Origin of the sequence: Lachnoclostridium sp. An14, from assembly GCF_002160755.1 — a bacterium.
Taxonomy (GTDB): domain Bacteria; phylum Bacillota; class Clostridia; order Lachnospirales; family Lachnospiraceae; genus Lachnoclostridium_A.
Window position 1 is genome coordinate 16,040 of the sequence record NZ_NFLE01000029.1, and the last position, 25,124, is coordinate 41,163.

21 protein-coding genes and 3 tRNA genes are annotated in these 25,124 nt (G+C 55.8%); 7 read left to right on the top strand and 17 right to left on the bottom strand.

All coding sequences use genetic code 11. The features are described from left to right. Positions 1-80 precede the first annotated feature (80 nt). The 11 genes from B5E84_RS14735 to B5E84_RS14785 form a co-directional block, all read right to left on the bottom strand. Complete coding sequence (locus B5E84_RS14735; protein WP_087224087.1) at positions 81-917, bottom strand: deoxyribonuclease IV; 837 nt, start codon at positions 915-917, stop codon at positions 81-83. After that, positions 910-1,806 carry an ABC transporter permease gene (locus B5E84_RS14740; protein WP_087224089.1) on the bottom strand — a complete coding sequence of 299 codons (897 nt, stop codon included), beginning with the start codon at positions 1,804-1,806 and terminating at the stop codon, positions 910-912. The genes B5E84_RS14735 and B5E84_RS14740 overlap by 8 nt, the downstream gene beginning before the upstream one ends. Beyond that, positions 1,784-2,743: an ABC transporter ATP-binding protein gene (locus B5E84_RS14745; RefSeq protein WP_087224091.1), complete on the bottom strand. Its 960-nt coding sequence runs from the start codon at positions 2,741-2,743 to the stop codon at positions 1,784-1,786. The genes B5E84_RS14740 and B5E84_RS14745 overlap by 23 nt, the downstream gene beginning before the upstream one ends. Next, positions 2,743-5,193 carry a type 1 glutamine amidotransferase family protein gene (locus B5E84_RS14750; protein ID WP_087224093.1) on the bottom strand — a complete coding sequence of 817 codons (2,451 nt, stop codon included), beginning with the start codon at positions 5,191-5,193 and terminating at the stop codon, positions 2,743-2,745. The genes B5E84_RS14745 and B5E84_RS14750 overlap by 1 nt, the downstream gene beginning before the upstream one ends. After that, a complete protein-coding gene (locus B5E84_RS14755; protein ID WP_087224095.1) occupies positions 5,190-6,335 on the bottom strand; it encodes a sensor histidine kinase in 1,146 nt (381 codons plus the stop codon). The genes B5E84_RS14750 and B5E84_RS14755 overlap by 4 nt, the downstream gene beginning before the upstream one ends. Then, on the bottom strand, positions 6,325-7,026 hold the full coding sequence (locus tag B5E84_RS14760; protein ID WP_087224097.1) for a response regulator transcription factor: 702 nt from the start codon (positions 7,024-7,026) through the stop codon (positions 6,325-6,327). The genes B5E84_RS14755 and B5E84_RS14760 overlap by 11 nt, the downstream gene beginning before the upstream one ends. 129 nt (positions 7,027-7,155) lie before the next feature. Beyond that, complete coding sequence (locus B5E84_RS14765; protein WP_087224099.1) at positions 7,156-9,309, bottom strand: RNA degradosome polyphosphate kinase; 2,154 nt, start codon at positions 9,307-9,309, stop codon at positions 7,156-7,158. After that, positions 9,309-10,832 (bottom strand): Ppx/GppA phosphatase family protein, encoded by a 1,524-nt coding sequence (locus B5E84_RS14770; protein ID WP_087224101.1) that lies wholly within the window; start codon positions 10,830-10,832, stop codon positions 9,309-9,311. The genes B5E84_RS14765 and B5E84_RS14770 overlap by 1 nt, the downstream gene beginning before the upstream one ends. Before the next feature lie 149 nt (positions 10,833-10,981). Then, entirely contained in the window at positions 10,982-12,121 is a 1,140-nt protein-coding gene (gene pheA, locus B5E84_RS14775) for a prephenate dehydratase (RefSeq protein WP_330374270.1), read from the bottom strand. Next, positions 12,112-12,864: a lysophospholipid acyltransferase family protein gene (locus B5E84_RS14780; RefSeq protein ID WP_087224103.1), complete on the bottom strand. Its 753-nt coding sequence runs from the start codon at positions 12,862-12,864 to the stop codon at positions 12,112-12,114. The genes pheA and B5E84_RS14780 overlap by 10 nt, the downstream gene beginning before the upstream one ends. Positions 12,865-13,151: 287 nt before the next feature. Further along, positions 13,152-13,586 carry a putative ABC transporter permease gene (locus B5E84_RS14785; RefSeq protein ID WP_242963398.1) on the bottom strand — a complete coding sequence of 145 codons (435 nt, stop codon included), beginning with the start codon at positions 13,584-13,586 and terminating at the stop codon, positions 13,152-13,154. A 218-nt stretch (positions 13,587-13,804) separates the two neighbouring features. Here B5E84_RS14785 and B5E84_RS14790 point away from each other — a divergent pair, with 218 nt between their 5' ends. Continuing rightward, a complete protein-coding gene (locus B5E84_RS14790) occupies positions 13,805-14,128 on the top strand; it encodes a PadR family transcriptional regulator (protein WP_087224107.1) in 324 nt (107 codons plus the stop codon). Continuing rightward, positions 14,125-15,519 (top strand): DUF2812 domain-containing protein, encoded by a 1,395-nt coding sequence (locus B5E84_RS14795; protein ID WP_087224109.1) that lies wholly within the window; start codon positions 14,125-14,127, stop codon positions 15,517-15,519. The genes B5E84_RS14790 and B5E84_RS14795 overlap by 4 nt, the downstream gene beginning before the upstream one ends. Before the next feature lie 115 nt (positions 15,520-15,634). Here the strand turns inward: B5E84_RS14795 and B5E84_RS14800 are convergent, their stop codons facing one another. Beyond that, positions 15,635-16,153 (bottom strand): TetR/AcrR family transcriptional regulator, encoded by a 519-nt coding sequence (locus B5E84_RS14800; RefSeq protein WP_087224111.1) that lies wholly within the window; start codon positions 16,151-16,153, stop codon positions 15,635-15,637. A gap of 132 nt (positions 16,154-16,285) precedes the next feature. Between B5E84_RS14800 and B5E84_RS14805 the strand changes: the two genes are divergently transcribed. After that, positions 16,286-17,275: a poly(ethylene terephthalate) hydrolase family protein gene (locus B5E84_RS14805; protein WP_087224113.1), complete on the top strand. Its 990-nt coding sequence runs from the start codon at positions 16,286-16,288 to the stop codon at positions 17,273-17,275. A 176-nt stretch (positions 17,276-17,451) separates the two neighbouring features. Here B5E84_RS14805 and B5E84_RS14810 read toward each other — a convergent pair whose 3' ends face one another. From B5E84_RS14810 to B5E84_RS14820, 3 genes are read right to left on the bottom strand one after another with little or no spacing between them, the layout of a single operon-like run. Then, complete coding sequence (locus B5E84_RS14810; RefSeq protein WP_087224115.1) at positions 17,452-18,165, bottom strand: hypothetical protein; 714 nt, start codon at positions 18,163-18,165, stop codon at positions 17,452-17,454. Between the two features lie 21 nt (positions 18,166-18,186). Then, positions 18,187-18,909 carry a DUF5058 family protein gene (locus B5E84_RS14815; protein ID WP_087224117.1) on the bottom strand — a complete coding sequence of 241 codons (723 nt, stop codon included), beginning with the start codon at positions 18,907-18,909 and terminating at the stop codon, positions 18,187-18,189. Between the two features lie 25 nt (positions 18,910-18,934). Then, positions 18,935-20,365, bottom strand: a complete 1,431-nt coding sequence (locus B5E84_RS14820; RefSeq protein WP_087224119.1) for an amidohydrolase — start codon at positions 20,363-20,365, stop codon at positions 18,935-18,937. Between the two features lie 213 nt (positions 20,366-20,578). Here B5E84_RS14820 and B5E84_RS14825 point away from each other — a divergent pair, with 213 nt between their 5' ends. Beyond that, positions 20,579-21,736, top strand: coding sequence for an SAM-dependent methyltransferase (locus B5E84_RS14825; RefSeq protein ID WP_204248597.1), 1,158 nt, complete (start codon positions 20,579-20,581; stop codon positions 21,734-21,736). On the opposite strand, the gene B5E84_RS14830 is transcribed toward B5E84_RS14825, so the two are convergent. Next, complete coding sequence (locus tag B5E84_RS14830) at positions 21,723-23,045, bottom strand: replication-associated recombination protein A (protein ID WP_087224144.1); 1,323 nt, start codon at positions 23,043-23,045, stop codon at positions 21,723-21,725. The genes B5E84_RS14825 and B5E84_RS14830 overlap by 14 nt on opposite strands. A gap of 163 nt (positions 23,046-23,208) precedes the next feature. On the opposite strand from B5E84_RS14830, the gene B5E84_RS14835 reads away from it, so the two are divergent. The 3 genes from B5E84_RS14835 to B5E84_RS14845 all read left to right on the top strand — a co-directional run bounded on the left by B5E84_RS14835 (position 23,209) and on the right by B5E84_RS14845 (position 24,691). Beyond that, positions 23,209-23,281: transfer RNA gene (locus B5E84_RS14835), tRNA-Phe, on the top strand. A gap of 36 nt (positions 23,282-23,317) precedes the next feature. Beyond that, positions 23,318-23,388: transfer RNA gene (locus B5E84_RS14840), tRNA-Gly, on the top strand. 304 nt (positions 23,389-23,692) lie between these two features. Then, a complete protein-coding gene (locus tag B5E84_RS14845; protein ID WP_087224121.1) occupies positions 23,693-24,691 on the top strand; it encodes an isocitrate/isopropylmalate dehydrogenase family protein in 999 nt (332 codons plus the stop codon). 339 nt (positions 24,692-25,030) lie between these two features. Here B5E84_RS14845 and B5E84_RS14850 read toward each other — a convergent pair. Continuing rightward, positions 25,031-25,102, bottom strand: a tRNA-Gly gene (locus B5E84_RS14850). Between the last annotated feature and the right edge of the window lie 22 nt (positions 25,103-25,124).

Sequence of the window (25,124 nt, forward strand, 5' to 3'; positions counted from 1 at the left end):
GCTGCGCCAGCAGCCTTTTTACGCGGAAAATCCGCGGAATGTCCATCCCGCCGGAGGCCGTTCCATCACCAGGGACAGGATTACTCCTCACGGAACAACCCGCGGAAAAACGCGATTTCCCGGGCATATCCGGGGAGCTCGTTGGGCGTTTCCAGCTCAAAGGGCAGATGGCTTAAGGCCGGGTGGGTCACCACCCGCGCCAGGGCATCGGCCCCGATACAGCCCTCGCCGATCCTGGCGTGGCGGTCCTTTCTGGCTCCCAGGGGATTCTGGCTGTCGTTTAGGTGAACCGCCTTCAGCCGTTTCAGCCCCACGACCCGGTCAAACTCCGTCAGCACCTCATCCAGATGGCCGGCGATGTCGTAGCCCCCGTCCCACACGTGGCAGGTGTCCAGACACACCCCCATATGGTCCGAAAGCTCCACCCGGTCTAAAATCTCTCTCAGTTCTTCAAAATTCCGCCCCACCTCGCTGCCCTTTCCCGCCATGGTTTCCAAAAGCACCGTCGTGCGCTGTTCCGGTTTCAGCACCGTGTTCAGGGCATCGGCAATGAGCTGAATCCCCTTTTCCGCCCCCTGTCCCACGTGGCTGCCGGGATGGAAGTTGTAGTAATTTCCCGGGATCAGCTCCATCCGCTCCAGATCGTCCGCCATGGTCTCCAGGGCAAACTCCCGGACTCTCGTTTCCGCCCCGCAGGCGTTTAACGTATAGGGGGCGTGGGCCACAATGGGCCCGATCCCCAGCTCCTTCGCCCGCGCCAGGAAAGCCTTCACATCCAGTATGTCCACGGCCTTTGCCTTGGCTCCCCTTGGATTTCTCGTAAAAAACTGAAATGTATTCCCGTGGATCTCCTCCGCCATCCCCGCCATGGCCAAAAAGCCTTTGGAGGAGGACAGATGACAGCCGATCTTAAGCATTTCTCCCGATTCCTCTCTTTCTCACCATTTTTATCGCTATAAACACAAACAGGGCGGAAAGCGCCAGCTGCACGCCGCTGCTGACCGCCACCCAGTGGTCCGTCACCAGGTTGGGGCCGCGGTTTCCGTACATTTCCAGAATCCCGTTCCCCGTGGCAGTCTGGTCCTGAAGGATGAGGAGGAAGGTCACGGAGGGGTTTACCAGCAGGGTGTAGAGAAAGCCGCCGGAGCTGGCCGCCTGTTCCCCGATCATCCCCATCATGTACCCGCTCTGTCCCAGATCCATCCTCGCCATGGAGTAGGCGAAGCTGTTCACCCCGTAGGTGCCCACCACCGTCAGGGCCAGCACGGCGTAGGCCGCCACAGTGGAGACGGTGGAGCGCTTAAACAGGGAGGAACAGCAGATCCCCAGACTCCCGGAAAACAGCGCCGACACCACCAGGCAGATAAGCATCAGCAGCATATCCTTCCCGGTGATTCCGCCGTACACGAACACGACAGCCACCAGGGGAAAGCTGGACACCACCACCAGGAACATATTGACAAAGGCCGCCGCCAGCTTTCCCACCACGATCTCCCAGGTCTTCATCTCCGTAGTCAGCATCAGATCCAGAGTCTGCCGCTCCCGTTCCCCGCTGATGGTGCCGGAGGTGATCGCCGGCATGATAAACATGAGCATGATAAACTCCACCACCGTCACAAACTCGTAAATTCCCAGAAAGCTCCCGTATTCCACGTCCGCCGTAAGGCGCACCTGCATCACGTTGGAATACATATTGAGCAGGGCCACGATGGCCAGAATGCTGTTGAACACGGTGATGATGAGAGGCATTCTCAGGCTCCTGGCGCTCACCATCATCTCCCGCCTATAGACCGGATTCGTTTTCATATTTCAGCACCGTCCTTTCTTCCTCCCTGCCGGTGATCTGCATGAACAGGGACTCCAGGCTCCCCTGCTCTCTGGTAAAGCTGCTCACCAAAAGCCCGGCGTCGATGAGCTGCTGCAGCAGCACCGCCTCGTCCTGCCGGTCCCCGGTAAAGCGGACAATGATGTCCTGATCCTTTACGGTGATGGTGTGGACGTAGGGGTGGCTTTTTAAAATGTTTAGCGCCCGGTCTGTGCCGCCCCCAAACAGGGTGATGACGATGGGGTTGGAGCTGTTGACCTGGGATAAGATGTCCCGGATGTTGCCGGTGAGGGCCATGCGGCCCTGGTCCATAATGCCCACGTCGGTACACAGCTCGGAAAGCTCCGAGAGCACATGGGAGCTCATGACAATGGTCTTTCCCTGCTCCCTCAGATCCTTTAGAGTCTCCTTAAACTCAAACCTGGTCCTGGGGTCCAGGCCGGCCATGGGCTCGTCCAGGATCAGCACCTCCGGGTCGTGGATCAGGGCTCTGGCCAGGCAGAGGCGCTGCTGCATCCCCTTGGAAAGGCCTTCCACGTAAAAATCCACCTTGTCCTCCAGGCCGATCTGCTCCAGAAGGGCGGCGCATCTCTTTCTGGCCCGCAGCCCCTCAAGCCCGTAGCAGGCGGCGAAAAACTCCATGTACTCCGCCACCTTCAGATTGTCGTATACCCCGAAAAAGTCCGGCACATAGCCGATATGGCGTTTCCAGCCTTCCGCCCCGGAGAGTGTCTCTCCCAGGCGGACACTTCCGCCGTCCGCCTGCAAAAGCCCCACCATGATCTTGATGGTGGTGGTCTTTCCCGCTCCATTAGGCCCCACAAAGCCGTAGAGGGAGCCGTCCGGCACCGTCATATCCAGCCCGTTCAGCACCTGGTATTTTCCAAATGTTTTCTTCAGTCCGCGAATTTCCAGCATTATTTCTCCCTCCCGGTCACCATGGGCATGGGGAGCAGCGCCCAGCTGTACCCGGCAGTGTCACCGCCGATGTAGCGCACGGTGATCCCGTTTTCCGGGGAGAGGAAACGCCACAGTTCTTCCCCTTCCAGCACAGACTCCTCCATCCGCTCAAAGCTCCCTGTCATGTGGTCATAAATGTATATATCTCCGGAAAACACCTTCTGTCCGCCGGATTCCTTCTCGTCGGAGAACTGTCCGTCCACCGGGACGAACTCCACCCGGCTCACCTCCAGATCCCCGCCCAGGGAATACTCCACGGTCACCGGCTCCTGGGTATAGCTCATATTGGACGCGGGGTCGAAACTGCCTTGGACCACCGCGGGCCGTTTCAGCATTCCGGAGCGGTAGCGCATCCGGCCGGAGGTGGAATCCACATCCAGGGCGGAGGTGAGCATGGTCAGCCCAAAGTCCTCGTACCTTTCATCCCAGGCCCGTTTCTTTTCCCCGTCCTTCGGCCCGAAGGCCACTACCCTGGCGTCGGAGCGGTATCCTCCCAGATTGCTCTGCATATAGAAGGACAGGAGGTTTGTGCGCTCCAGGGCTTTCATGTAATCCTTGTCGTTGATGTCCGCCTCCTCATAAGCGGAGAGGCCGGTGATAAAGGAGGCTACGGCATAGGGATTTCCCACGGGAATGCTGTAGCTTTCCAAATCGTCTAATTTTACCGTGTCCCCGGCTGCCAGATCTCCTACCGGCACCAGCCGCCCGTAAAGGAGGACGGCCACCGTCTCCAGGTCGAAGGGGAACTGATTGGTCACGGTGCCGGTCACCCGGCCGTCATAGTAGCGGATGTTTCCCGTCAGGCCCGCTCCCGTCTCATTCTCCTGTTTCCGGGTCAGGCGGAAATACTGGGATTCAAAGGCCGCCGCGTCCCGCAGCGTTACCTCTGTCTCATTTTGTCCGTAGTATACGGACACATGGCTGGACTCCTCGCCGGTAAAGGTTCTCCTTCCGCCGTCGTAAAAATAAAACTCATTCCTGGTCACAGGAGTCACGGTGTAGGCGGGATCCAGCTCCACCTGGTAAGGCTTGCTGTAGGGATTGCGCAAATTCACATAGCTGGTCTCCGTCACCGTGTCCTTCGTCAAATCCTCCACCGTGGCATAGGTGACGAAAATGCCGGTAAACCTGGTTTTCATTCCCATGCAGTAGAGGATCACCGTAAACACCACCGAGGCCGCCGCCACGCAGACGCCGTACCGCCCCCTGTTTTCCCGCTTTTTCAGAATAATATAAAGGCCCGGCCCGGCCAGCCCGATGTAGGCGGCCGTCACCAGAAAATAGAGGCCCACGTTGGGGAGCTTTTCCACGTTTCCTGTGTTGATGGCGCTCTGCACCGACCAGTATTCTTCCCCGGAGCCGCCGTAGAGCGCGGAGGCCAGCCCGGAGATCCGCTCCTCTCCCAGGATGTCCGTAAACAGCCCGTCCACAAAGCCGGTATGGCGCTGTCCGTACTCCGCCACGTCTCCCAGGTCGTAGGCGGTCACCGCCACCACTCCCTGCTCCCGCATGGCCACGGAGAGAAGGGGATAGCCCCGGTCTGCCGTGAGCACCGTGCCGCCGTGAAGGGATACCCGCACGCAGGGCACCTCCACCACTTCGTTTTCCAGCTCATCCTCCTCCCCGTCTCCCTCCGGACGGATCTCCATCACCAGAGGATTGTCATAGGAATCGTCCAAAAGCTCCGGCGCGAACCGGCCCAGGGTGTCGTCCACCCGGTTTCCCGTGCCGAGGATCATGACGCCGCCGTCCTCCACCCAGTCCATAATGGCCCCGGTCTGCTCCTCCGTCAGGTTTCTCAGCCGGTAATCGTTCACCACCAGCACGTCCAGCATATCCAGCCCGTTCTCCTCCTGGGGAAAATCCTCTGTTGAAATGGAAAACGCCCTGGTGCGCAGCGCCCCGTAGCTGACGCCCACGTTGTCCAGATAGGCCAGCCGCTCCGGGTGCTCGCTGAGCAGCCCCACAAACAGCTCCGCCGTCTCCCTGCTGGACTCGATCTTTAACCGTTTCTGGGTCACCTTGTTCCCGTTTCCGTCCAGCACGGACACGAAAACCTGGTCGGAGCCGCCGCCTATGGGGATGTCTATCTCCTGCTCCAGGGTGTTCCCACTGTCCACGGATATGGGGTACTCATAGGAATACACCTCGTAATCGTACTCCATGGTGGCCACCTTCAGCACTCCCTGAAAGCTCTCCTCGTTCTCATTTGTCAGGCTCACATCCATGGGCGAATAGCGGCCGCTCTTTGCGTTCCCGTCATAGCCGTAGGACACCTCCAGGGTCAGGCCGGCCGCGGACTGTCCGCTTGCGGCGTACACATCTCCAGCCGCCCAGCTCCCTGCCAAAAAAGAAAGGGCCAGGGCCAGCCCAGCCAGTCCAAACCCTCTGCCTCCTTCTGTTCTCATCCTCTCCCCCCGATCTTTCCGAAATTTTCCCGGTTCACGTCAAAATCCACCTGCAGGCGCACGGAAAACACCGTGCCCTCCGCGCCGCTGGATACGTCGATGGTACCGCCGTGCATATCCACGATGTTCTTCGCGATGGCCAGGCCCAGGCCCGTCCCCCCGGTGTTGGTGGAGCGGGAGTGCTCGACCCGGTAGAATTTGTTGAATATAAACGGCAGCTCGTCCGCCGGGATGGCATAGCCGTAGTTGATCACCTGCACCGTCACCACCTCGTCGTCCGCCGTCACCTTCACCAGCACCCGCTTTCCGTCGGCCCCGTACTTGATGGCGTTGCCGATCAGGTTGTCAAAGAGGCGGGCCAGGAGGTTGCCGTCGGCGGAAATCACCTTGGCCGGCACGTTGCTCTGCAGCTCGTAGGAGAGGTTCTTGTCCACAAAGCTGGGATAGGACTCCTCCAAAAGCTGACTGAGCAGCTTTACGATGTCCACCTTTCCCACATTCATGGAAATCTTCCCGTAGTTCAGTTTCGTAAAGCCAAACAGATCCTCAATGAGCTTTTCCAGCCGCTTCGCCTTGGTGTAGGCGATGTCGATGTATTTGTACTGCATCTCGGCGGGCATCCCCTGTTTCGCGCTCAAAAGCTCCAGATAGCCGATAATGGAGGTGAGAGGGGTGCGCAGGTCGTGGGCCACATTGGTAATCAGCTCGTTTTTCGTCCGCTCCGCCTCCCGCTCCTTGTCCATCAGATCCTTGATTTCCGCCACCATCTTATTCAGGTTTTCCGCCATGCCGGAGAATTCGTCGTCTCCCACCACCTCCACCGTGGTGTTTAAATCCCCCTGGGAAATGTTTTCCATGGCGTCGGAAATCCTTCCGATATAGCGGATGGATTTCTCCTGAAGGATGAGGAAGGAGACGGCAAAGATCAGAATGCCGGTCAGCACGTACACCAGCACGATGGCGGCGTTGGACCCGGCGATGAGCACCAGGAGCATATTTCCGCTGCCCTCATTTAAGGCGTAGTCCGCCAGCATGGACAGGTTCGCCACCAGGAATACCTCGATCAGGCAGGTGATGACCGTGCTGAACAGGATATTGGTCACCACTCTCGTATGATACTTCTTGCTCGTATTACTTTTCAATTTTGTAGCCTACCCCCCACACCGTGGTGATGATCTTGTTCTGTCTGGTATCCTCCTTCATCTTGCCTCTCAGGCGCCGGATATGTACCATCACCGTGTTGTTCGCCTCGTAGACCTTCTCATTCCATACCTTTTCAAAGATCTCGTCGGTGCTGAATACCTTTCCCGGATTGGAGGCCAGCAGATAGAGAATGTCAAACTCGATGGGCGTGAGCTTGATCTCCTCATCGTAGACTGTCACCTTGTGGTTGTCTTTGTTGATCACCAGGCCGCGGATGGAGATCTCGTTTTTCTCCGCCTCGCGGATGGCGCTGTTGGGGTTTAGCTGGGTGTAGCGGCGCAGCTGGGATTTCACCCGGGCCGTCAGCTCCAGGGGGTTGAAGGGCTTTACCACGTAGTCGTCAGCCCCGGTCCCCAGTCCCAGGATCTTGTCCAGATCCGTGGATTTGGCGCTCAGCATGATGATGGGAATATTGTTCGTCTCCCGGATCCTGCGGCACATCTCCATCCCGTCCATCCCCGGCATCATGATGTCAAGAAGCACCAGATGAATGTCCTCTTTATTTAAAATATCAAACCCTTCCTGGGCATTTTCCGCCTTAAAGACCTTGTAGCCGTCGCTCACCAGATAGATTTCCACCAGCTCGGCGATCTCTTTTTCATCGTCTACTACCAGAATATTCGTTTCCAAATTGGGCTACCTCCTCTTTCCCCGTGTTGTATCCTAACTATATCACATTTCAGCCCCATTTGCCTTAATTTTATCTTACAAAAAAGGGAACTTCCGGAAATGTCCTCCGGAAATCCCCTTCTGATCCGTTTATTCCTGTCCGTCCTCACCCTGGGGCTCTGCCGGGATGAAGGTGCGGGTCTGGGCCGGTTCCTGCTCCGCCAGTTTCCGGCGGACGGCTGCCGCCGCCTCCTCGCAGAACTGATCCTGGGAGCAGATCTTCATCCGCCCTCTTAGATCCATCTTCTCATAGGAGCCGTCGGGCTGGAGGACGTGGGCCTTCATGTTGTCCGCCAGCTGCACCTCCAGGATGTGGAGCACCTCCTCGCGGATCTTCGGGTCCTCCACCGGGAACATGATCTCCACCCGCTTGTCTAAGTTTCTGGGCATCCAGTCGGCGCTGGCCATGTAGAGCTTAGGCCGTCCGCCGTTTTCAAAGTAGAAAATGCGGCTGTGCTCCAGGAAATTCCCCACGATGGAGCGCACGTGGATGTTTTCGCTGAGGCCCGGTACTCCCGCCTTCAGGCAGCAGATGCCTCTCACGATCAGGTCGATCTTTACCCCGGCGCAGGAGGCCTCGTAGAGGGCCGCGATGATCTCCTTGTCGCAGAGGGAGTTCATCTTCGCCATGATGTGGGCGGATTTTCCCTTTCCGGCGTTCTCCGTCTCCCGGCGGATGAGCTTTAAGAGCTGTCCCCGCAGCCACAGGGGCGCCAGCACCAGCTTGTTCCAGCCCAGGGGCTCAGAGTAGCCGGAAAGCATATTAAACACCGCGGTGGCGTCCTCGCCGATGAGCGGATTGCAGGTCATGATGCCGCAGTCGGTGTAGAGCTTGGCGGTGGAGTCGTTGTAGTTTCCTGTGCCCAGGTGGACGTAGCGGCGGATGCCGTCCTCCTCCCGGCGCACCACCAGGGTGATCTTGCTGTGGGTCTTTAAGCCCACCAGGCCGTAGATCACGTGGCAGCCTGCTTTCTCCAGGGTCTTGGCCCAGTTGATATTATTCTCCTCATCAAAGCGGGCCTTCAGCTCCACCAGCACGGACACCTGCTTGCCATTGTCCGCGGCGGCGGCCAGGGCGGCGATGATGGGGGAATTGCCGCTGACCCGGTACAGGGTCTGCTTGATGGCCAGCACGTCCGGATCCCTGGAGGCCTTTTTGATAAAGTCCACCACCGGATCGAAGGTCTGGTAGGGGTGGTGGAGGAAAATGTCTCCTTTGCGGATGTTGGTGAAAATGTCGTCGTCGTTCATCAGGGCCGGCACCTTCTGAGGCGTGTACTTGGGAGTCTTTAAGTCCTCAAAGCCGTTTAAGCCGTACAGTTTCATCAGGAAGGTGAGATCTAAGGGGCCGTTGATAAAGAAAATGTCGGAATGCTCCATTTTCAGCTCCCGTTTCAGGATCTTTAACAGGCGCTTATCCACCCGCTCGTCGATCTCCAGGCGGATCACCTCGCCCCACTGTCGCTTTTTCAGCTGTTTCTGGATCTCCACCAGCAGATCCTCCGCCTCCTCCTCGTCGATGTTGAAGTCGGCGTTTCTCATGATGCGGAAGGGGTGGGCGGTGACGATGTCGTAGTTTAAAAACAGGGACTGGATATTTCTCTCGATGATCTCCTCCAAAAGGATCACCGTCCGGCCGTCCCCATCCTCCGGAATCTCCAGGAATCTAGGAAGGACGCTGGGCACCTGCACCATGGCAAAATCCAGGGTATCGTCCTCTCCGCCTTTTTTCTGCACCAGGGCCGCAATGTTTAAGGTCTTGTTGCGCACCAGGGGGAAGGGACGGGAGGAATCCACCGCCATGGGGGTGAGCACCGGGTACACCACCTCGTGGAAATACCGGTCCACATAGGCCCCTTCCGCCTCCGTCAGCTCCTCATGGCCGGCGATCACCCGCAGGCCGTGCTGCTTTAAGGCGGGAACCAGGGAACGGCTGAAGGTGGAATACTGTAAGCTCACCAGCTCGTGGGTCTTTTCCGCGATCTGCTCCAGCTGCTGCTCCGGCTTTAATCCGGCGATGTCCGGCTTTTCGTATCCGGCGTGAACCATATCTTTTAAGGACGCCACCCGGACCATGAAAAATTCATCCAGGTTGGACGCCGTGATGCTCAAAAATTTCAGGCGCTCAAACAGCGGCAGGCTCTTGTCCCTGGCCTCACTGAGGACTCGATAGTTGAATTCCAGCCAGCTGAGCTCTCTGTTTACATAATTTTTCGGGTTGGTGTAAATATCTTCGGCTGCCATCACTTCATCCTCCTTTTCTGTTTCAGCACCGGGCGGATCCCGTAGATTTCCTCAAAGAAATCTTCTTTCTGCTCAAAGGCGATCCGCTCCGGGGTGATGTCGTCATCGCCAGTGGCGGACACGGTCAGGAATCCGTCCTTCACCGCGATTTTGGCCCCGGCCAGTTTCTGCTTGTGGCTCCTGTCCATGGAATTTGCCAGGCGCAGGATCGCCACCAGCTTTGCCACCAGCATACTGTTTTCCCCCAGCTCCTCATAGCTGAAGGGCTGGAGATTGTAGCGCACCACGTTGGCCACCGTCTCCCGCTCCGCGTGGGAGAGGCCGATGATCTCCGTGCCCATGATGATATTGTAGGCGCAGTCGCTGGCGTCCCGGACGCTGATAAATTTTCCGCAGGAGTGAAGGTTTACGGCGATCTGCAAAAGCAGCCGCTCCCGTTTTCCCATGCCGTGGTACTTCTTCATGGCGTCAAAGATGCCTAAGGCGTGCTCCTCCAGGGCCTGGATGTGGGGGATGTGGCATTTGTAGCGCTTTGCCATATTTCTGGCGGAGGCGATGATGTCGCCGGAGAAATCGTGCTTGAATTTCACCAGTTTCGTCTCCTCCCCGTACTCCGCCGCCATGCCGTCTAAGAGGGTGACACCGGGAATCCACAGGGTCTCCGCCCCTGTCAGCTCCATCACCCGCTGGTAAATGGCGGCGCTGGGGACCAGCAGGGAGGCGTACTCCGTGCTCACCCCGAAGGCGTCCTCCTTCTGCCCCCGGCTCATGGCCGAGAGCCTGTTATAAAACTCCTTGAAATCCGCAGCGGAAATCAGCTCTCCCTGGCCCTCCTGGGCGAAACCTCTGGCCAGGTGCAGAACGGCGTTTCCCGTGGCGATCACATTTTTGATCTCCCGGTCTTTTAAGTACATTTTGCGGAAGGTGAACAGCTCATTGTCCACCATCTCCGCCAAGAGCTCCGTGCGGCTGCCGCGGCTCTCATTCTCCACCCGGTTTAAAAAGCTGCGCAGGCGCATGACGCCTAACGGCAGGTTCTGGGTGGACACCAGGGCGTCCTTGTCAAACAGGGAAATCTGCATTCCCCCAAAGCCCACGTCCACGGTGGCGGTGCCCTTCTGGATCATCCGGTTAAAGCCGGCGTCCTTTCCCGCGATGGCTTTGTAGGTGAGAAAGCGCTGCTCGGAGTTGCTGATAATCTTCACCTTCAGGCCGGTGCGGACCCGGATCTGATCCAGCACGATCCTGTTGTTTTTCGCCTCTCTCAGGGCACTGGTGGCGTAGGCGCGGCGTGTATCCGCCTGATAGCCGTCCGCGATGCGCACGAAATCTCCCAGGATCCGGCACATTTCCTCCACCCGGCGGTAGCTGATAATGCCCGTCTGGTAGGTGTCGCTGCCCAGCGGAAGGGCGTAGCGCACGTGGTCTACCTGGCGGATCCCGCTGCCTGTGGAGATCTCATAAATTCCCAGCTCCAGCTCAAAGGAGCCGATGTCGATGGCTGCAAATATTTTTCCGGCCAATTCCTGTACCTCCTACTCTTAGTGTGGTCGCGACGGGGCGGCATTCCTGGCGCGGCGGATTGATCCCCCGCGGAAAATCCCCGTTTTTGCGGAGCGCCGGCGGCCGTCTCCTTCCGGAGCTCTTTTCCGCCGGCACACCGTCCCGTCTTTTAATAATTTCCCAATACGCGCAGAGTGGCAGACTCCTCGGCGATGCCCTTTAAGGCATTGTTCACCGCCGGGTCGTCTAACCGCCCCTCAATGTCCACAAAGAACCGGTATTCCCAGTTTCTTCCGGGAATGGGCCGGGACTGGATCATGAACATATTGACGTCATTGTAGATAAAATTGCTCAGCATATTGTAGAGCGTGCCGCTTCTGTGGGGCAGCTCAAAGCAGAGGCTGATCTTCCCCGCGTCCTTGCGGTAAACCGGGTGGCGGGCCACCACGATGAAACGGGTCACGTTGTCTTTATTGTAATTGATGCCCTCCCGCAGGACGGTAAGGCCGTAAAGCCTGGCAGCCGCCTCGCTGGCCACCGCCGCCTGGGACGGGTCGTTCTCCTCCAGCACCTTTTTGGCCGCCACGGCTGTATTTTCCACGCTGATCTGGCTCCACTCCCCGTGGCTGTTTAAAAATTCCGAACACTGCATGAGCGCCTGGGGGTGGGAAAACACGGTATGTATCTGCTCCATGGAGCCGCCGGGTACGCCGAGCAGGGCGTGTTTCACCGGCAGGAACACCTCCGCCACGATGTAATTGTGGTATTTGATGAGCAGGTCGTAGTTGTCGCTCACGGCTCCGGCGGAAGAATTTTCAATGGGCAGGACGGCGTAGTCCGCCTGGCCGCTCTCCACCGCCTTCATGGCCTCCTCCCAGGTCTTTACGTGGTACGCGTCCACGTCTTCCCCGAAGTATTCCATGGTCGCCTCGTGGCTGTAGGCCCCTTCCACTCCCTGGTAAACCACCTTCGCCCCTTTTACGGGGATCTGGTCCACCTGAGTAAATCCGGTGTCCACCGTCTTTCCGTTCTCCGCCAGCAGGCGGTACTGCAGCCGTCTACTGATGGTCATGATCTGGGTGAACAGCTCCACCGCCCCGCGGCGGTACTCCTCTCCCGCCATGGCCGCCACGGCCTCCAGTTTCTGTTTCTCCCGCTCTCCGTCGTAAACCGGCTTGCCGGTGGCAATCTTAAACTCCGCCACCTCCCCGCACAGTTTCATCCGCTTTTCATAGAGGGCCACCAGCTCCCGGTCAATGACGTCTAACTGCCCTCTGATCTCCTGTAAATCCAATGTCCTTACCTCCAAGTTTCTCTCTCCTCCAGCTGCTTTTCCAGCATCCCGTGAAGCACCTCTCTCGTGTACGCTCCGGCAAATTTTCTCTGAGCCGGTTCCAGCTGTTTTATGTAAATCGGCTCTCCGTACTCGATGATCACATGAGCCGGGCGAATGAAGGGGATGTGTTTCTCAAACACGTCCGCCGTCCCGGTGATCGCCACCGGCACCACGGGATGGCCCGATTTCTCGGCGATCTTTAAGCTGCCCTCTTTAAATTCCAGCATATCCAGCTCATTTTCCCCGCGGCTGCGGGTGCCCTCCGGGAAGATCCAGACGGAAATGCCGGCTTTGATCTTCTCAATGCCCTCCAGGATGGTTTTTAAGCCCTCCTTCATGTTATCCCGGTCCAGGAACAGGCAGTTCACATTCCGCATCCAGTCCCGCAAAAGCAGGTATCTGGTCATCTCCTTTTTCGCCACAAAGCCGGTAAGGCCCGGCACCGTGGTGTAGCCCACCAGAATGTCAAAATAGCTTCTGTGGTTCCCCACATACAGCACGGACGTGTCCGCCGGGATCCGCTCCTGTCCCCGCACCGTCACCTCCACGCCGGAAACGCGCAGCAGGTAGCGAAACATAAACTGCACGATGTGAAGGCTCTGAACGCTCTTTCGCTCCGGGTTCCTCCTTCCCAACAGCCACTCCACCACCAGAATCGGGATGCTGAATATGAGAAATAAAATGACGCTGAGCGCCACCAGAATAAAACGTATCATTTGTCTTTCCGTCCTCTCCTCGTTCTATTCTACAATTATATAAAAATGAGCCTCGAAACACAAGTCTAACCACCCCGCTTTTTGGTAAAATTTACTGAATTTTTGTAAAAGTTCCGTCATGCAGAAGCATATGGCGAACTGCTGCGCGGGCGCTTGCTCCCCAAGCAGTGTTTCGCCATATGTTTTTATAGGGCGGATGCCCGGCATGAATCATTTGACGGCCGATAGCGTTTCACGTCAGCTCATTTTACAAAATCCGTTATATGGGGAACGGCACGGCTGAAACGTCACGAAATGTTACGATTTTTCGTTAATTTTTCAAAAAGAAGGCCGGTGCCAAACCACAGCGGCGCGAAGTCCAGACGGATGAGGCCATTGATATTGGAATGCCTGCCGGCGTAATTCCAGGGGCAGATTCCCTTTGTGGTGAGCCAGGCCCCGGCGGCGTACTCCACCATGAAAATGAGCACCATGTCAAGCATCCCGTGGCGCACCGCCCGGTCCGCCGGCCGGATCGCTCCGTCGGCGATCCACAGATCCAGCCGCCTGGTGATAGGCCCCAGAAACGCCCCCAGCCCGTAAATGGGGAACATGAGCAGGGATGTCCGTCCCATCAGCCTCCAGTCTCCCCTAAGCACCGACTCCGCCGAGGTAAAAATCACCTCCAGGCACCAGCCGGCCACTCCGCATTTTAAAAAATCTCCTGCCAGTTTTTTTGTCATTTTCCACACTCTCATGGCCCCTAGTATGCGCAGAGGGCGGGGAGAATATGAGGCGGGAACGGGGAAATTTTCCGCTTGGGGGCTTTTTCTAATCGTTTGGACATACGGGAAAAACCCTTTTGTTTTCCTAAGATTTCCGTGTCCTATTGACATTCTCGATATTCGAGATATACTATAATTACAAGATGCTTGATAATCGAGAATAGGAGGCGAACGGTGTGGCAAGGGCGAAATTCCAAACACTTACGGAGCAGATGTTTTATACATTGCTTTGTTTGAAAAATGAGTGCTATGGTATGGATATTTTAGACCGGGTTCCCGCAATGACAAATCAGAGGGTGAACATCGGCTCCGGGACTCTGTACACTCTGCTTGAGCAATTTCTTGAGGCAGGAATGATACGGGAAACAAAAGTTGAGGGAAGACGCCGCAGTTACATTCTTACGGATAAGGGACGGGAAATGCTGCAGCGGGAATATTTTCGTCTCGCAGAGCAGCTTAAAGATTATTGTTCGATTTTTGGAAAGGAGGAGCGTTTATGAGAAACCGGAAAAAAAGAATTGAAACATTCTCCTTTTTTGACCATGCCGGAATCAGCAGACACTTGGAGGAAATGGCATCCAAAGGATGGATGATTGAGAAACTTACAAATTTTGCCTGGGTGTACCGCCGCATAGAACCAAAGAAAGTAACATTCGCAGTCTCCTATTATCCAAAGGCATCGGAATTTGACCCGGAGCCTTCCGAAGAACAGAAAACATTCCATGAATTTTGCCTGCATACCGGGTGGAAATTGGCTTGTACTTCCGCGCAATTACAGATATTTTATAATGAAAGAGAACATCCTATCCCGATTGAAACAGAGCCAGCGTTGGAAGTAGAGAGTATTCATGCTTCGGCTAAAAAGAGTTTTATTCCATCCTATTTTCTGCTGTTTCTGATTTCCCTTATAAGTGGTGGCCTATTCATCGGCGGTATGTTGAGAGATCCTATCGGCCAGCTCTCCAGTCCGACTAATCTTTTTACAGGATCTTGTTTCCTGGTATTGTTCGCTATCTGCGTGATGGAGTTGGTCTGCTATTTCCGCTGGCACAGCCAAGCAAAGAGAGCGGCAGAACAGGGAGAATTTTTAAAACCGGTGAGCACGTCGAAGTTTCAAAAAGTGATGTTAGCTGTCATCCTCATTGGCGCGATTTATTGGGTAGCCAATTTCATCCTCTGCGGCGATAAGTTTCGCAGGTGGGCCGGCATCATCATGTGTCTCTATATGCCGATGCTAATCTTTCTTGTAAATGCTACGAAAAATCATCTCAAACGAAAAAAGGTTTCCCGTGGTGTCAATCGGACCATTACACTATTTGTCGATGTTGTCCTTGCCTTCGCATTGATGGGAATCATCACCTTTAGCACTATAAAGTTGTCCTCCATGGGATTCTTTGCTGAAAATTCCGATGAAACTTACGAATACGGCGGAATGACCTGGGTCATCCACAACGATGAACTTCCCCTAACCATAGAAGATTTAACCGGCGAGGAACCAGAAGGCTACATTAAAGAACAACGGGGAGAGGAATCTCTATTGCTGGGAGAGTTTGACCTGCGCCAGTATCCCCGTTTCGATGCCGAAAACTATAAGGACCTTCCTCATCTGGAGTATACCGTGGTCCATGTCAAACTGCCTGCTCTCTATGGCATTTGCAAAGAACAGTTGATTTATGAAGGAGAACATCTGCATCCAATAGAGGAAAAACGCTACGAAAAACAGGATGCCTCTCCCTGGGGAGCAAATGAGGCATACCGGCTGTATGACCCTCAATATGGCTGGAGAAATGATTATCTGCTGTGCTACGACGATCTTCTTGTAGAAATCAGCTTTGATTGGGAACCGGCTATCCATCAGATGCAGATTGCAGGCGAAAAGCTTCATCCATAAGCCTGCATGGGGAATACGCTTATGAAACAATAAATCCGCAGTTGCGGGGAGGCCGGTTATGTGCTTGCACAACATAATCGCGGAAGAATGTACAGCTAGAACAGCGCCCGCTGCTTTACTCTTGATTTTGAATACTCCTATGTTCAGCGAACATCATCCCAAGCTGTTCCGGCGTTTCGGAAAAATCCTGGTCAATCATCGCCCGTATGATGCCATAAACGGAGTAAGCGACCACATACAGAATGTATTTTGTCATACCAATATCTTCAGCTGGGATAATGACCCTTCTGAACAGTTCTTCGATCAAATACAGTTTATCGTGCTTTTGGATGGCCCGGACGAACTCCTTTTCTGAATAAAAAAACTGGATCAGTCTTTGTTTCAGCGTTTCTCCATCCTCCGCGGGAACGGGATTTGCTTCACAATACGCTGCCCATCTCGAGATGAGACAATAAAGGATGATCTCATCCGTGGAATCGAAATTGCGGTAATAGGCGTTGCGGGACACTCCGGCCTTCTCGCAGATCATGGTCACGGAGATATTCTGCTCGCTTTGCAGCAATTCGCCATAGGCGAAAGCGAGGCTCTCTTTTGTGATGACGTTGATCTCATCGTTTCTTTTGTTATATCCCATAGGCTTTGACTCCTTGACGTCACAATCCCCCCGCGATTGTGACTTTATCTTTTTCCTGTTCTGCGGTATAGTATATGGCGTAACAACTGTTGCGTCAAGTGATATGCCGGGAAATGGAAGGAATTTTTGTAAATGATAAAATGGATTTTGATTGGGATGGCCGCGTTGATTGGCCTGACCGCCGCGGGAGTAGTGCTGCTGGCAGCGATTGCAAACCATAAAGGCGCGAACTACTGGAAGTTCGCAGAGCCCCAGGGGGCGATCGAAACGCGATATACCGGCTTAGGTGAGTACGAGGTTTCCTTTGCCGAATTTGACGCTCCTGGTACTGTATGGGAAAAATATGAGATCTGGTATCCTTCCGATCTGGAACAGTCTGATAAACCATATCCGGTCGTTGTCATCGCCAACGGGACAGGGATGAAGGCGTCCAAGTTGAGGGCGATATATGAACATCTGGCTTCGTGGGGATTTATCGTTGCGGGAAACGAGGATGAACACGCAAGAACAGGCGCGTCTTCGGCGGCAACCCTTGACTTTATTCTGTCGCTGAACGATGACCCTCAAAGTGTTTTTTACGGCCGCGTAGATACGGAAAACATCGGCATCACCGGACATTCCCAGGGCGGCGTCGGAGCGGTCAACGCTGTGACCCAGCAGAAAAACGGCAATCTATATAAAGCTATCTGCGCCCAAAGCACCACATCCAGCGCTGTGGCTTATGCCCTGAATCAGCTGGACGGCGAGTTGGGCGGCGGCTGGAATTGTGATACGACGGCCCTTTCCATTCCCGCATTTATGGTGGCCGGTACAGGTACCGCCGATGCCGGGAACGTGGAGGAAAACAGGCTGGAGCTTGCCGGGGGAGAAACTCAGGGGATCTGCCCCCTCTGGTGGCTGCGGGAATGTTTTGATGCCATGCCCGATACAGTGCCCAAAGTAATCGGCAGACTGAGCGGCAGGGATCACGGAGCTATTCCCATCAGTGCCGATGGATATATGACTGCATGGTTTCTGTATTGGCTGCAGGGTGATGAGGCGGCAGGCAGGGCTTTCTTTGGAGCGGATGCGGAAATCAGAAACAATAAAAATTGGCAGGATGTCACAATAAATTTTCCGTAAAGAAGCAAAAAAGAACACAAGAACGCAGCAGAAAGCCGCCGGGACACGGACAGATCTTCTCTGTCGTCCGTTCTCCGGCGGCTGTATTTTTGCTGTGTTTTTGCGCTGTTTCGGATGTTATCTGAAAAGGGAGAATCCATCTCCTTCACATCCGGCCCGGCGGCTCCGTTCTTCCCTTATTTCTTCTTCTCTTTCAAGGACATTTTGATAATGCCGGTCTTATAGAAGATGTAGGCGCAGATTACGTTTAAGACCATGCAGCCCATAACCACGAATCCCTCTTTTCCGCCTAAGGGGTAGAAACAGTTGATACCGATTACCACGGCCAGGGGGATGATTAACACCAGGGACTTATTCTTCGCCCGGTACTCTCCACAGTCATCGTTCACGAAACTGAGGAGGATGCCTCCGAACAGGGCCGGCAGCAGATAGGTGGTGGCGGTGGCCATGGTGGGGCTGAGCAGGATCGGTTTTAAGGGTACCAGAAGGATCACGCCCAGCACAATGACCAAAGTGGTCACGATGGAAGATGTGGCCACAGCCACGGCGGCGACCACGTCGCCTTCTTCCGTTCCCTGGGCTGCTCCTGTCAGGGCCTGGGCATTGATCACTGTGGGAATTTTTAGGTTCGTCACGTTTCCTGTGAGGAAGGTGATGTAGGAGGCGGATCCCAGAATCGGCACGTAGCTGAACACCTCCGCCGCCGCTGTGGGAATGAACACGGCCAGCAAACCGCCGCCTACCAGCAGTATCTCATTGATGCCGCCCTGCGGCCACACGTCAAACGCCGCGCTGATCACCGCCGGGATTCCCAGCATAAATCCAATTCCAATGACAAGTCCCACCCGTCCAAGGCGGTGTATGCTTTTTTCGTAATTTGATCCTTTCATATGCAGTCTCCTCTCTATCTGTTATCCCAGCACCTTCACCCAAAACAGGGAGGATGCCATACCAATGAGCAGCGTCACCGCCATGATAAAGCTGCGGTACCAGTATATTTTCAGCCTTTTCACAATAATCTCCATCTGAAGGTAGGTGGCGATCAGGGAGGTGAGGGCTACTGCCGCGTACACCGGGCCTTTAAAGAGCTGAATGGGGAGGAATGCCTCCACGATGGCCAGGGACAGCACGGCGGTAAGCAGGGCTCCTAAGGCTCCGTTTTTATTTCTGGCGGTAGTGACGCCCTTCTGGATGCTCTTGCTGAAAAACAGGACGCAGACAATACCGGTCATAATACAGATACTCATAACAAACATCAGGGTTCCCACGATAGTGGGATCTCCCGCCGCGTTCAAGGCAGCGATGGACTCGTAGCCCGCTCCCGTGGCCGCCATGTCAGCTGCCATGAGCTCATAGGTCACAGCTCCCACCACGGAAAGGCGGAACCAGGACCAGGGCACGCCGATAACAGCCGCCAGGCTGAATAAGCCCACCACAATGGAGATGGACGGCACGATGGTGTAAATGGCCGAGGAGACGATCGTCGTGCGCAGCTGCTCCTTCGTCATGCCGATCTCCAGGCCGTGACGGTAGGCTTTCCGCAGGGTAAGTACGCAGAAAATCAGGATATAAAGGATACCGGCCCCCACCAGGCAGTACAGCAGGGGGCTGTTCATAATTTCAATAAAAGTCATACTCAGTTTTTCTCCCTTCTATGTATTACATTCCCTCGCCGGGCTTTACGTCGTCTGGAATCGGACAGTTGTAGACGCCGCCGGTCTCCTCCAGGAGCTCCTTCTTCGCCTGCCCGGCCAGCTCCGGTTTCTCGTAGACGAAGGTGCAGGCATAGGCCATGGCTCTGGCGATGGCCACGCTGGCCTTGTCGCCGATGGAGGTGCCCACCTGGGCCGCGAACTGCCAGGTGTGAGGGCCGGTGCCGGGGATTCCCACCGCCGCCGTGTACTGGCCTGTGGGAACCAGGTAGCTCACGTCACCCACGTCTGTGGAACCGGTGGAAAGACTCTCCCGCACCTTTTCCGTGTAGGGGATTACCGTGGTATTTAAGGGGCGTTTCGCAAACTCCTCTTTCGTAAGCCCGTTCATCTTCGCTCCCGCTGCCAGGCTCTTTTCCCTCTGCTCCTCCGGCATGGCCGCCAGGAACTCTCTGGCGATGGCGTATTCCTCCTCGCCGAAGTCCGGGCCGCCCTGGGCGATAAAGGCGTCGGAGAGAAGGGTGGAGGCGGTGGGGTTGGGAATGAAATCGCTCAGTCCGCCTAACACCTTGACGCTCACCTCCGTCTCCGTCATCAGGGCCGCGCCCTGGGCGATCTTTTTAATCCGCTCCAGGATCTCCGCGCTCATGGACAGCCTGGGGGCGCGGACGAAGTACAGCACGGAGGCGTGTCCCTGGACGATATTGGGGGCGTCGCCGCCGCAGTCTAGGTAGGCGTAGTGGATCCTGGCGTCGGATACCACGTGCTCTCTCAAATAGTTCACGCCCACGTTCATCAGCTCACAGGCGTCCAGGGCACTGCGGCCAAGCTCCGGGCTGGCTCCCGCGTGGGAGGTTTTTCCCTTGAAGTCAAAGCGCACCTTATAGTTGGCCACGCTCCTGGGGAAACACATATTCATATCCATGGGATGCCAGGAAAACGCCATATCCAGGCCGTCAAAGCAGCCGGCCTTCGCCATAAAGCCCTTTCCAAAGCCGGCCTCCTCCGCCGGGCAGCCAAAGACCTTTATGGTTCCGGGCATTCCCGTATCCTCCAGAAATTTCTTCACGATGAGGGCCGCCCCCACGGCTCCCGCTCCCAGAGCGCTGTGGCCGCAGCCGTGGCCGTAGCTCTGTCCTTCGATGGGACAGCGTTTTGCCACGCCGGCCTGCTGGCTTAAGTTGGGCAGGGCGTCGTACTCGCCCATAATGCCGATCACCGGGCCGCCGTTTCCATACGTCCCCACAAACGCCGTCTCGATGTCCGCGATCCCGGCCTCCACCTGAAAGCCTTCTTCCCTCAGGACTTCTTCCAGTTTGGCCGCGCTTTTAAACTCCTTATAGCCGCTCTCCGCATAGGACCAGACATCCCGGTTCATCTGACCGATGACGCCCGCTTTTTCCTCCGCGATCTGACGGATCCTTTCCTTGTTATCCATATACCTTCCTCCTTTGTGCTGCAATAATGGAACCATTATAGCACAGTTTTGCACATAATGTCTGAAATTTTTGCCAAACTTTATAAAAAGGGGCAAAAAAATGTTTTTACCGGCCCAATTTCCATTACTTTACAGCTTAAAAACGCAATTTCGCCAAACAAACAGCAATCAGACGGAAACTTTAACATAATATGGAAAAGGAGGAACCTGTTTATGGAAGATATGATGATTTCGTTTTTGAGAACATTTACAGACTATCCCTTTGCCGTCCGTGTAAACGGCAGGGAATATCAGATCGGCGAGGGGAAACCGGAATTTGCCGTGACGTTTAAACGGCCCATTCCCAAACGGCAGCTGCTCACCAGCACCTCCCTGGCCCTGGGAGAGGCCTATATGGACGGGGATCTGGAGATCGAGGGGGACCTTTACTACGCCCTGGACCACTTTTTAGGCCAGATGGGGAAATTTTCCACGAACGAACCGGCGTTAAAAAGGCTGATGCGGCCTTCCACCTCCAAACGCTGTCAGAAACAGGAGGTTTCCTCCCACTACGACATTGGAAATGAGTTTTACAGGCTGTGGCTGGATGAGACCATGAGCTACTCCTGCGGCTATTTCAAGCGCCCGGACGACACCCTGCGCCAGGCCCAGGTAAACAAGGTGGACTACATTCTCCAGAAACTGAACCTAAAGCCGGGGATGACCCTTTTGGACATCGGCTGCGGCTGGGGGTTCCTCCTCATGGAGGCCGCGAAAAAATACGGCGTCCGCGGGTTCGGCATCACCTTAAGCAAGGAGCAGAAAGCCGAATTTGAACGCCGCATCCGCGAGGAGCATTTGGAGGGGGGTCTGGAGGTGGAGCTGATGGACTACCGGGATCTACCCGCCTGCGGCCGCGCCTTTGACCGGGTGGTGAGCGTGGGCATGGTGGAGCACGTGGGCCGCCCCAACTACCAGAAATTCATCCGCTGCGTTTCCAGCGTCCTAAATGAGGGCGGCGTATTCCTTCTCCATTTTATCAGCGCCCTGACGGAGCACACCGGCGACCCGTGGATCCGGAAATACATTTTCCCCGGCGGCACCGTCCCCAGCCTGCGGGAAATGTGCGGCGCCATGGGCGAAGACGGGTTTCACATCATGGACGTGGAAAACCTGCGCCTCCACTACAACAAAACCTTACTCTGCTGGGCCGACAATTTCCACAGGCATTTAGACGAGGAGCGGAAACTGTTTGACGAGCGGTTTCTGCGGATGTGGGACCTGTATTTGAACGCCTGCGCCGCCACCTTTCACAACGGCATCATCGACCTGCACCAGATCGTGGCCACCAGGGGCATTGACAACAGCTATCCCATGGTCAGGTGGTATTGAGCCGCCGCCACTCCTTCACCCGCTCCAGCCTGGCCTTCCAGTCTGCCTCCTCTCCCTCTCCCGCGGGCCGGTAGTATTCCCGCCCCGCCAGGGAATCGGGAAGGCACTGCATATTGGTGAGCTTTTCTGCGGTATCGTGGGCGTACTGGTAGCCTTTTCCGTATTCCAGCTCCTTCATGAGCCTGGTAGGCGCATTGCGGATGACCAGGGGGACCGGCTCCGACAGCTGCTCCACCGCGTCCCGCTTTGCCTCCTCGTAAGCCACGTAGAGGGAGTTGGACTTGGGGGCCAGGGACATATAGACCACCGCCTGGGTCAGATGGACGGAGCACTCCGGCATCCCCAGGAAGTGGCAGGCCTGGTAGGCGGCCACCGCCGTTTCCAAAGCTCTCGGGTCCGCAAGGCCCACGTCCTCGCTGGCAAAACGGATCACCCGCCTGGCCACGTAGAGGGGATCTTCCCCCGCCTCCAGCATCCGGGCCAGCCAGTAGACGGCCGCGTCCGGGTCGGAGTTTCTCATGGACTTGTGGAGGGCGGAAATCAGGTTGTAGTGCTCCTCCCCCTTCTTATCGTAGAGCAGGGATTTTTTGGAAATGCACTGTTCCAAGGTCTCCGGCCTCACGGTCAGCACTCCCTCCCGGTCCAGATCTCCGTTTAACACCACCATTTCCAGGGTAGACAGGGCGGCCCTGGCGTCTCCGTTTGCAAAGACGGCGATGGATTCCAGCATCTCCGGCTGAATCCGGATGAGCTGGCTGCCAAAGCCTCTCTCGTCCTTTATGGCCCGCTCCAGCAGGGATACCAGCTCCTCTGTTTTCAGGGCCTGGAGCACAAAGACCCGGCACCGGGACAGCAGCGCCCCGTTGATCTCAAAGGAAGGATTCTCCGTGGTGGCCCCGATGAGGATGATGCTGCCTTTCTCCACAAAGGGCAGGAAGGCATCCTGCTGGGCCTTGTTGAAACGGTGGATCTCGTCCACAAAGAGGATGGTTTTCTCCCCGTACCGGCGGTTGGCCTCCGCCTGCTCCATCACCGCACGGATTTCCTTGATTCCGCTGGTGACTGCGGAAAAGTCGATGAAGGCCGCCCTGGTGCGGTTGGCGATGATCCTGGCCAGGGTGGTTTTCCCCACTCCCGGCGGCCCCCAGAAGATCATGGACGAAACCTGATCGTTTTCAATGAGCCGGCGCAGCACCTTCCCCGGCCCCAAAAGATGGGTCTGCCCCACAAATTCTTCCAGCGTCCTGGGCCGCAGCCTGGCGGCCAGGGGCTGATTTTCCTCTCCTCCAAACAGCGTAAGCTGCTCCATTTCCCTCATGGTGTTTCTCCTTCCTTTGCTGCTGTGTGTCTGCTTATATCCGCTATTATAAACCATTTTTCGGAGAATGTAAAAAATTGGTTGACATACGGCCCGTTTTCCTGTAAAATAACAATCGCTGTGAGAAAAAGAAAACTATCAGCCCAACCCGAATGCCTAGATAGCTCAGTTGGTAGAGCAGAGGACTGAAAATCCTCGTGTCACTGGTTCGATTCCGGTTCTAGGCATTGACTTTCCTAATTTTTGTTTTGTTCGAAATTGCTGCGGGTGTAGTTCAATGGTAGAACACCAGCCTTCCAAGCTGGATACGTGGGTTCGATTCCCATCACCCGCTTTCGGAAAATGGAGCGTCTTGTGAGAGGCGGCTCCATTTTTTCGTCTGTCCGCGTTTTGTTCTGTCTTTTTCCTGGGAAGAAACCCTTCGTTTATTCTTTTCTGTCCGTTCCTGCTCTCTCGCTCTGTTCCTTGGGCTCGTTTCCTTCCGTTTCTTCTGTTCTGTCTGTTCCCGTTCTCTCTCTATTCCTTGCGTCCGTTCCCTTCCGTTTCTTCTGTTCTTCCCCTGAATACAAATGTCCATCTGGACAAAACTTCCATTTTACGGTATAGTATTCAGAAAATATGAATGAGGAGGTATTTGGATGAAGAAAACAGTTACCGTATTTCGGGGCGACGGGATCGGCCCGGAGATCACTGACGCCGTTCTCCGGGTACTGGACGCCGCGGGGGCAGAACTGGACTATGAGGTTTACAATGTAGGGGCGAAGGAATACGACCTCCACGGAGCGCTGATCTCCGACGAGGCCTTCGCGTCCATGGAGAGGAACAAAGTGCTTTTGAAATCCCCCATCACCACGCCGGTGGGAAAGGGATTCCGCTCGTTAAACGTGTTTTTGCGGAAGAAATACGATCTCTACGCGAATATCCGTCCGGCCAAGAGCAACCACGCTGTGAAAACGCCGTTTGAGGATGTGGACATCGTGATTTTCCGGGAGAATACGGAGGATCTGTACGTGGGAGTGGAGGAACAGATCGACGCCGACACCGTCTACGCCACGAAAATCATCACCAGAAAGGCCAGCCAGCGGATCTGCCGGGACGCCTTTGAGTACGCCAGGGCCCACGGCCGCAGGAAGGTGACCTGCGTGCACAAGGCCAACATTTTAAAAATGTCTGACGGCCTGTTTCGGGACGTATTTTATCAGGTGCGGGCGGACTATCCGGAAATCGAGGCGGACGACAAGATCGTGGACAACGTCTCCATGCAGATGGTGATGCACCCTCAGCAGTTTGACGTGATGGTGATGCCGAACCTCTACGGGGATATGCTCTCCGACCTGGCAAGCGGCCTCATCGGCGGCCTGGGCCTCCTGCCCTCCAGCAATCTGGGGGAGGAATACGCCATGTTTGAGGCCGTCCACGGCAGCGCCCCGGACATCGCCGGAAAGGGGATCGCCAACCCCACCGCCTTCCTCTGGTCCGCCTGCATGATGCTGGAATACTTAGGACAAATGGAGTGCGCCGCCAGAATCCGCCGCAGCGTGGACAAGGTGCTGGAGGAAAAGCTCTACAACACTCCGGACATCGGCGGAAAGGCTACGACGAAGGAGTTTGTGGACGAGATTATACGGAAACTGTGAGAATCGCCGGAGAGGGCTGGACGGGCGGTGCGGTGTGCCCGCGCCTGCGCCAGCGGCGAAAACAGGGGGCGGGAATACGCGGAGAGCTTTGGTGGTGCCAGGCTCTCCTTTTTTTATGGGAACGGGGCTGAGTGGGCGGCTGTGGAGGAAAAGGCGGGGAGCTGTGATGGATGCCTGTGATGAATGAAATGGAGGGCGGCGGAGCGCGCCTTCGACGGAGGATTTCGTGCTGCAAGATGCGCGGGAGCTTATGACAAAAAAACAGCGGAGTCTCTGGATGTCCAGGATTCCGCTGTTTTCTTATCTTCTTACAGAAATTCAAAATTGACAAATAAAAAGAGCGCGAGACGGGATTCGAACCCGCGGCCCCCACCTTGGCAAGGTGGTGCTCCACCCCTGAGCCACTCGCGCATATGTTGCTTTGTTTGGCAAC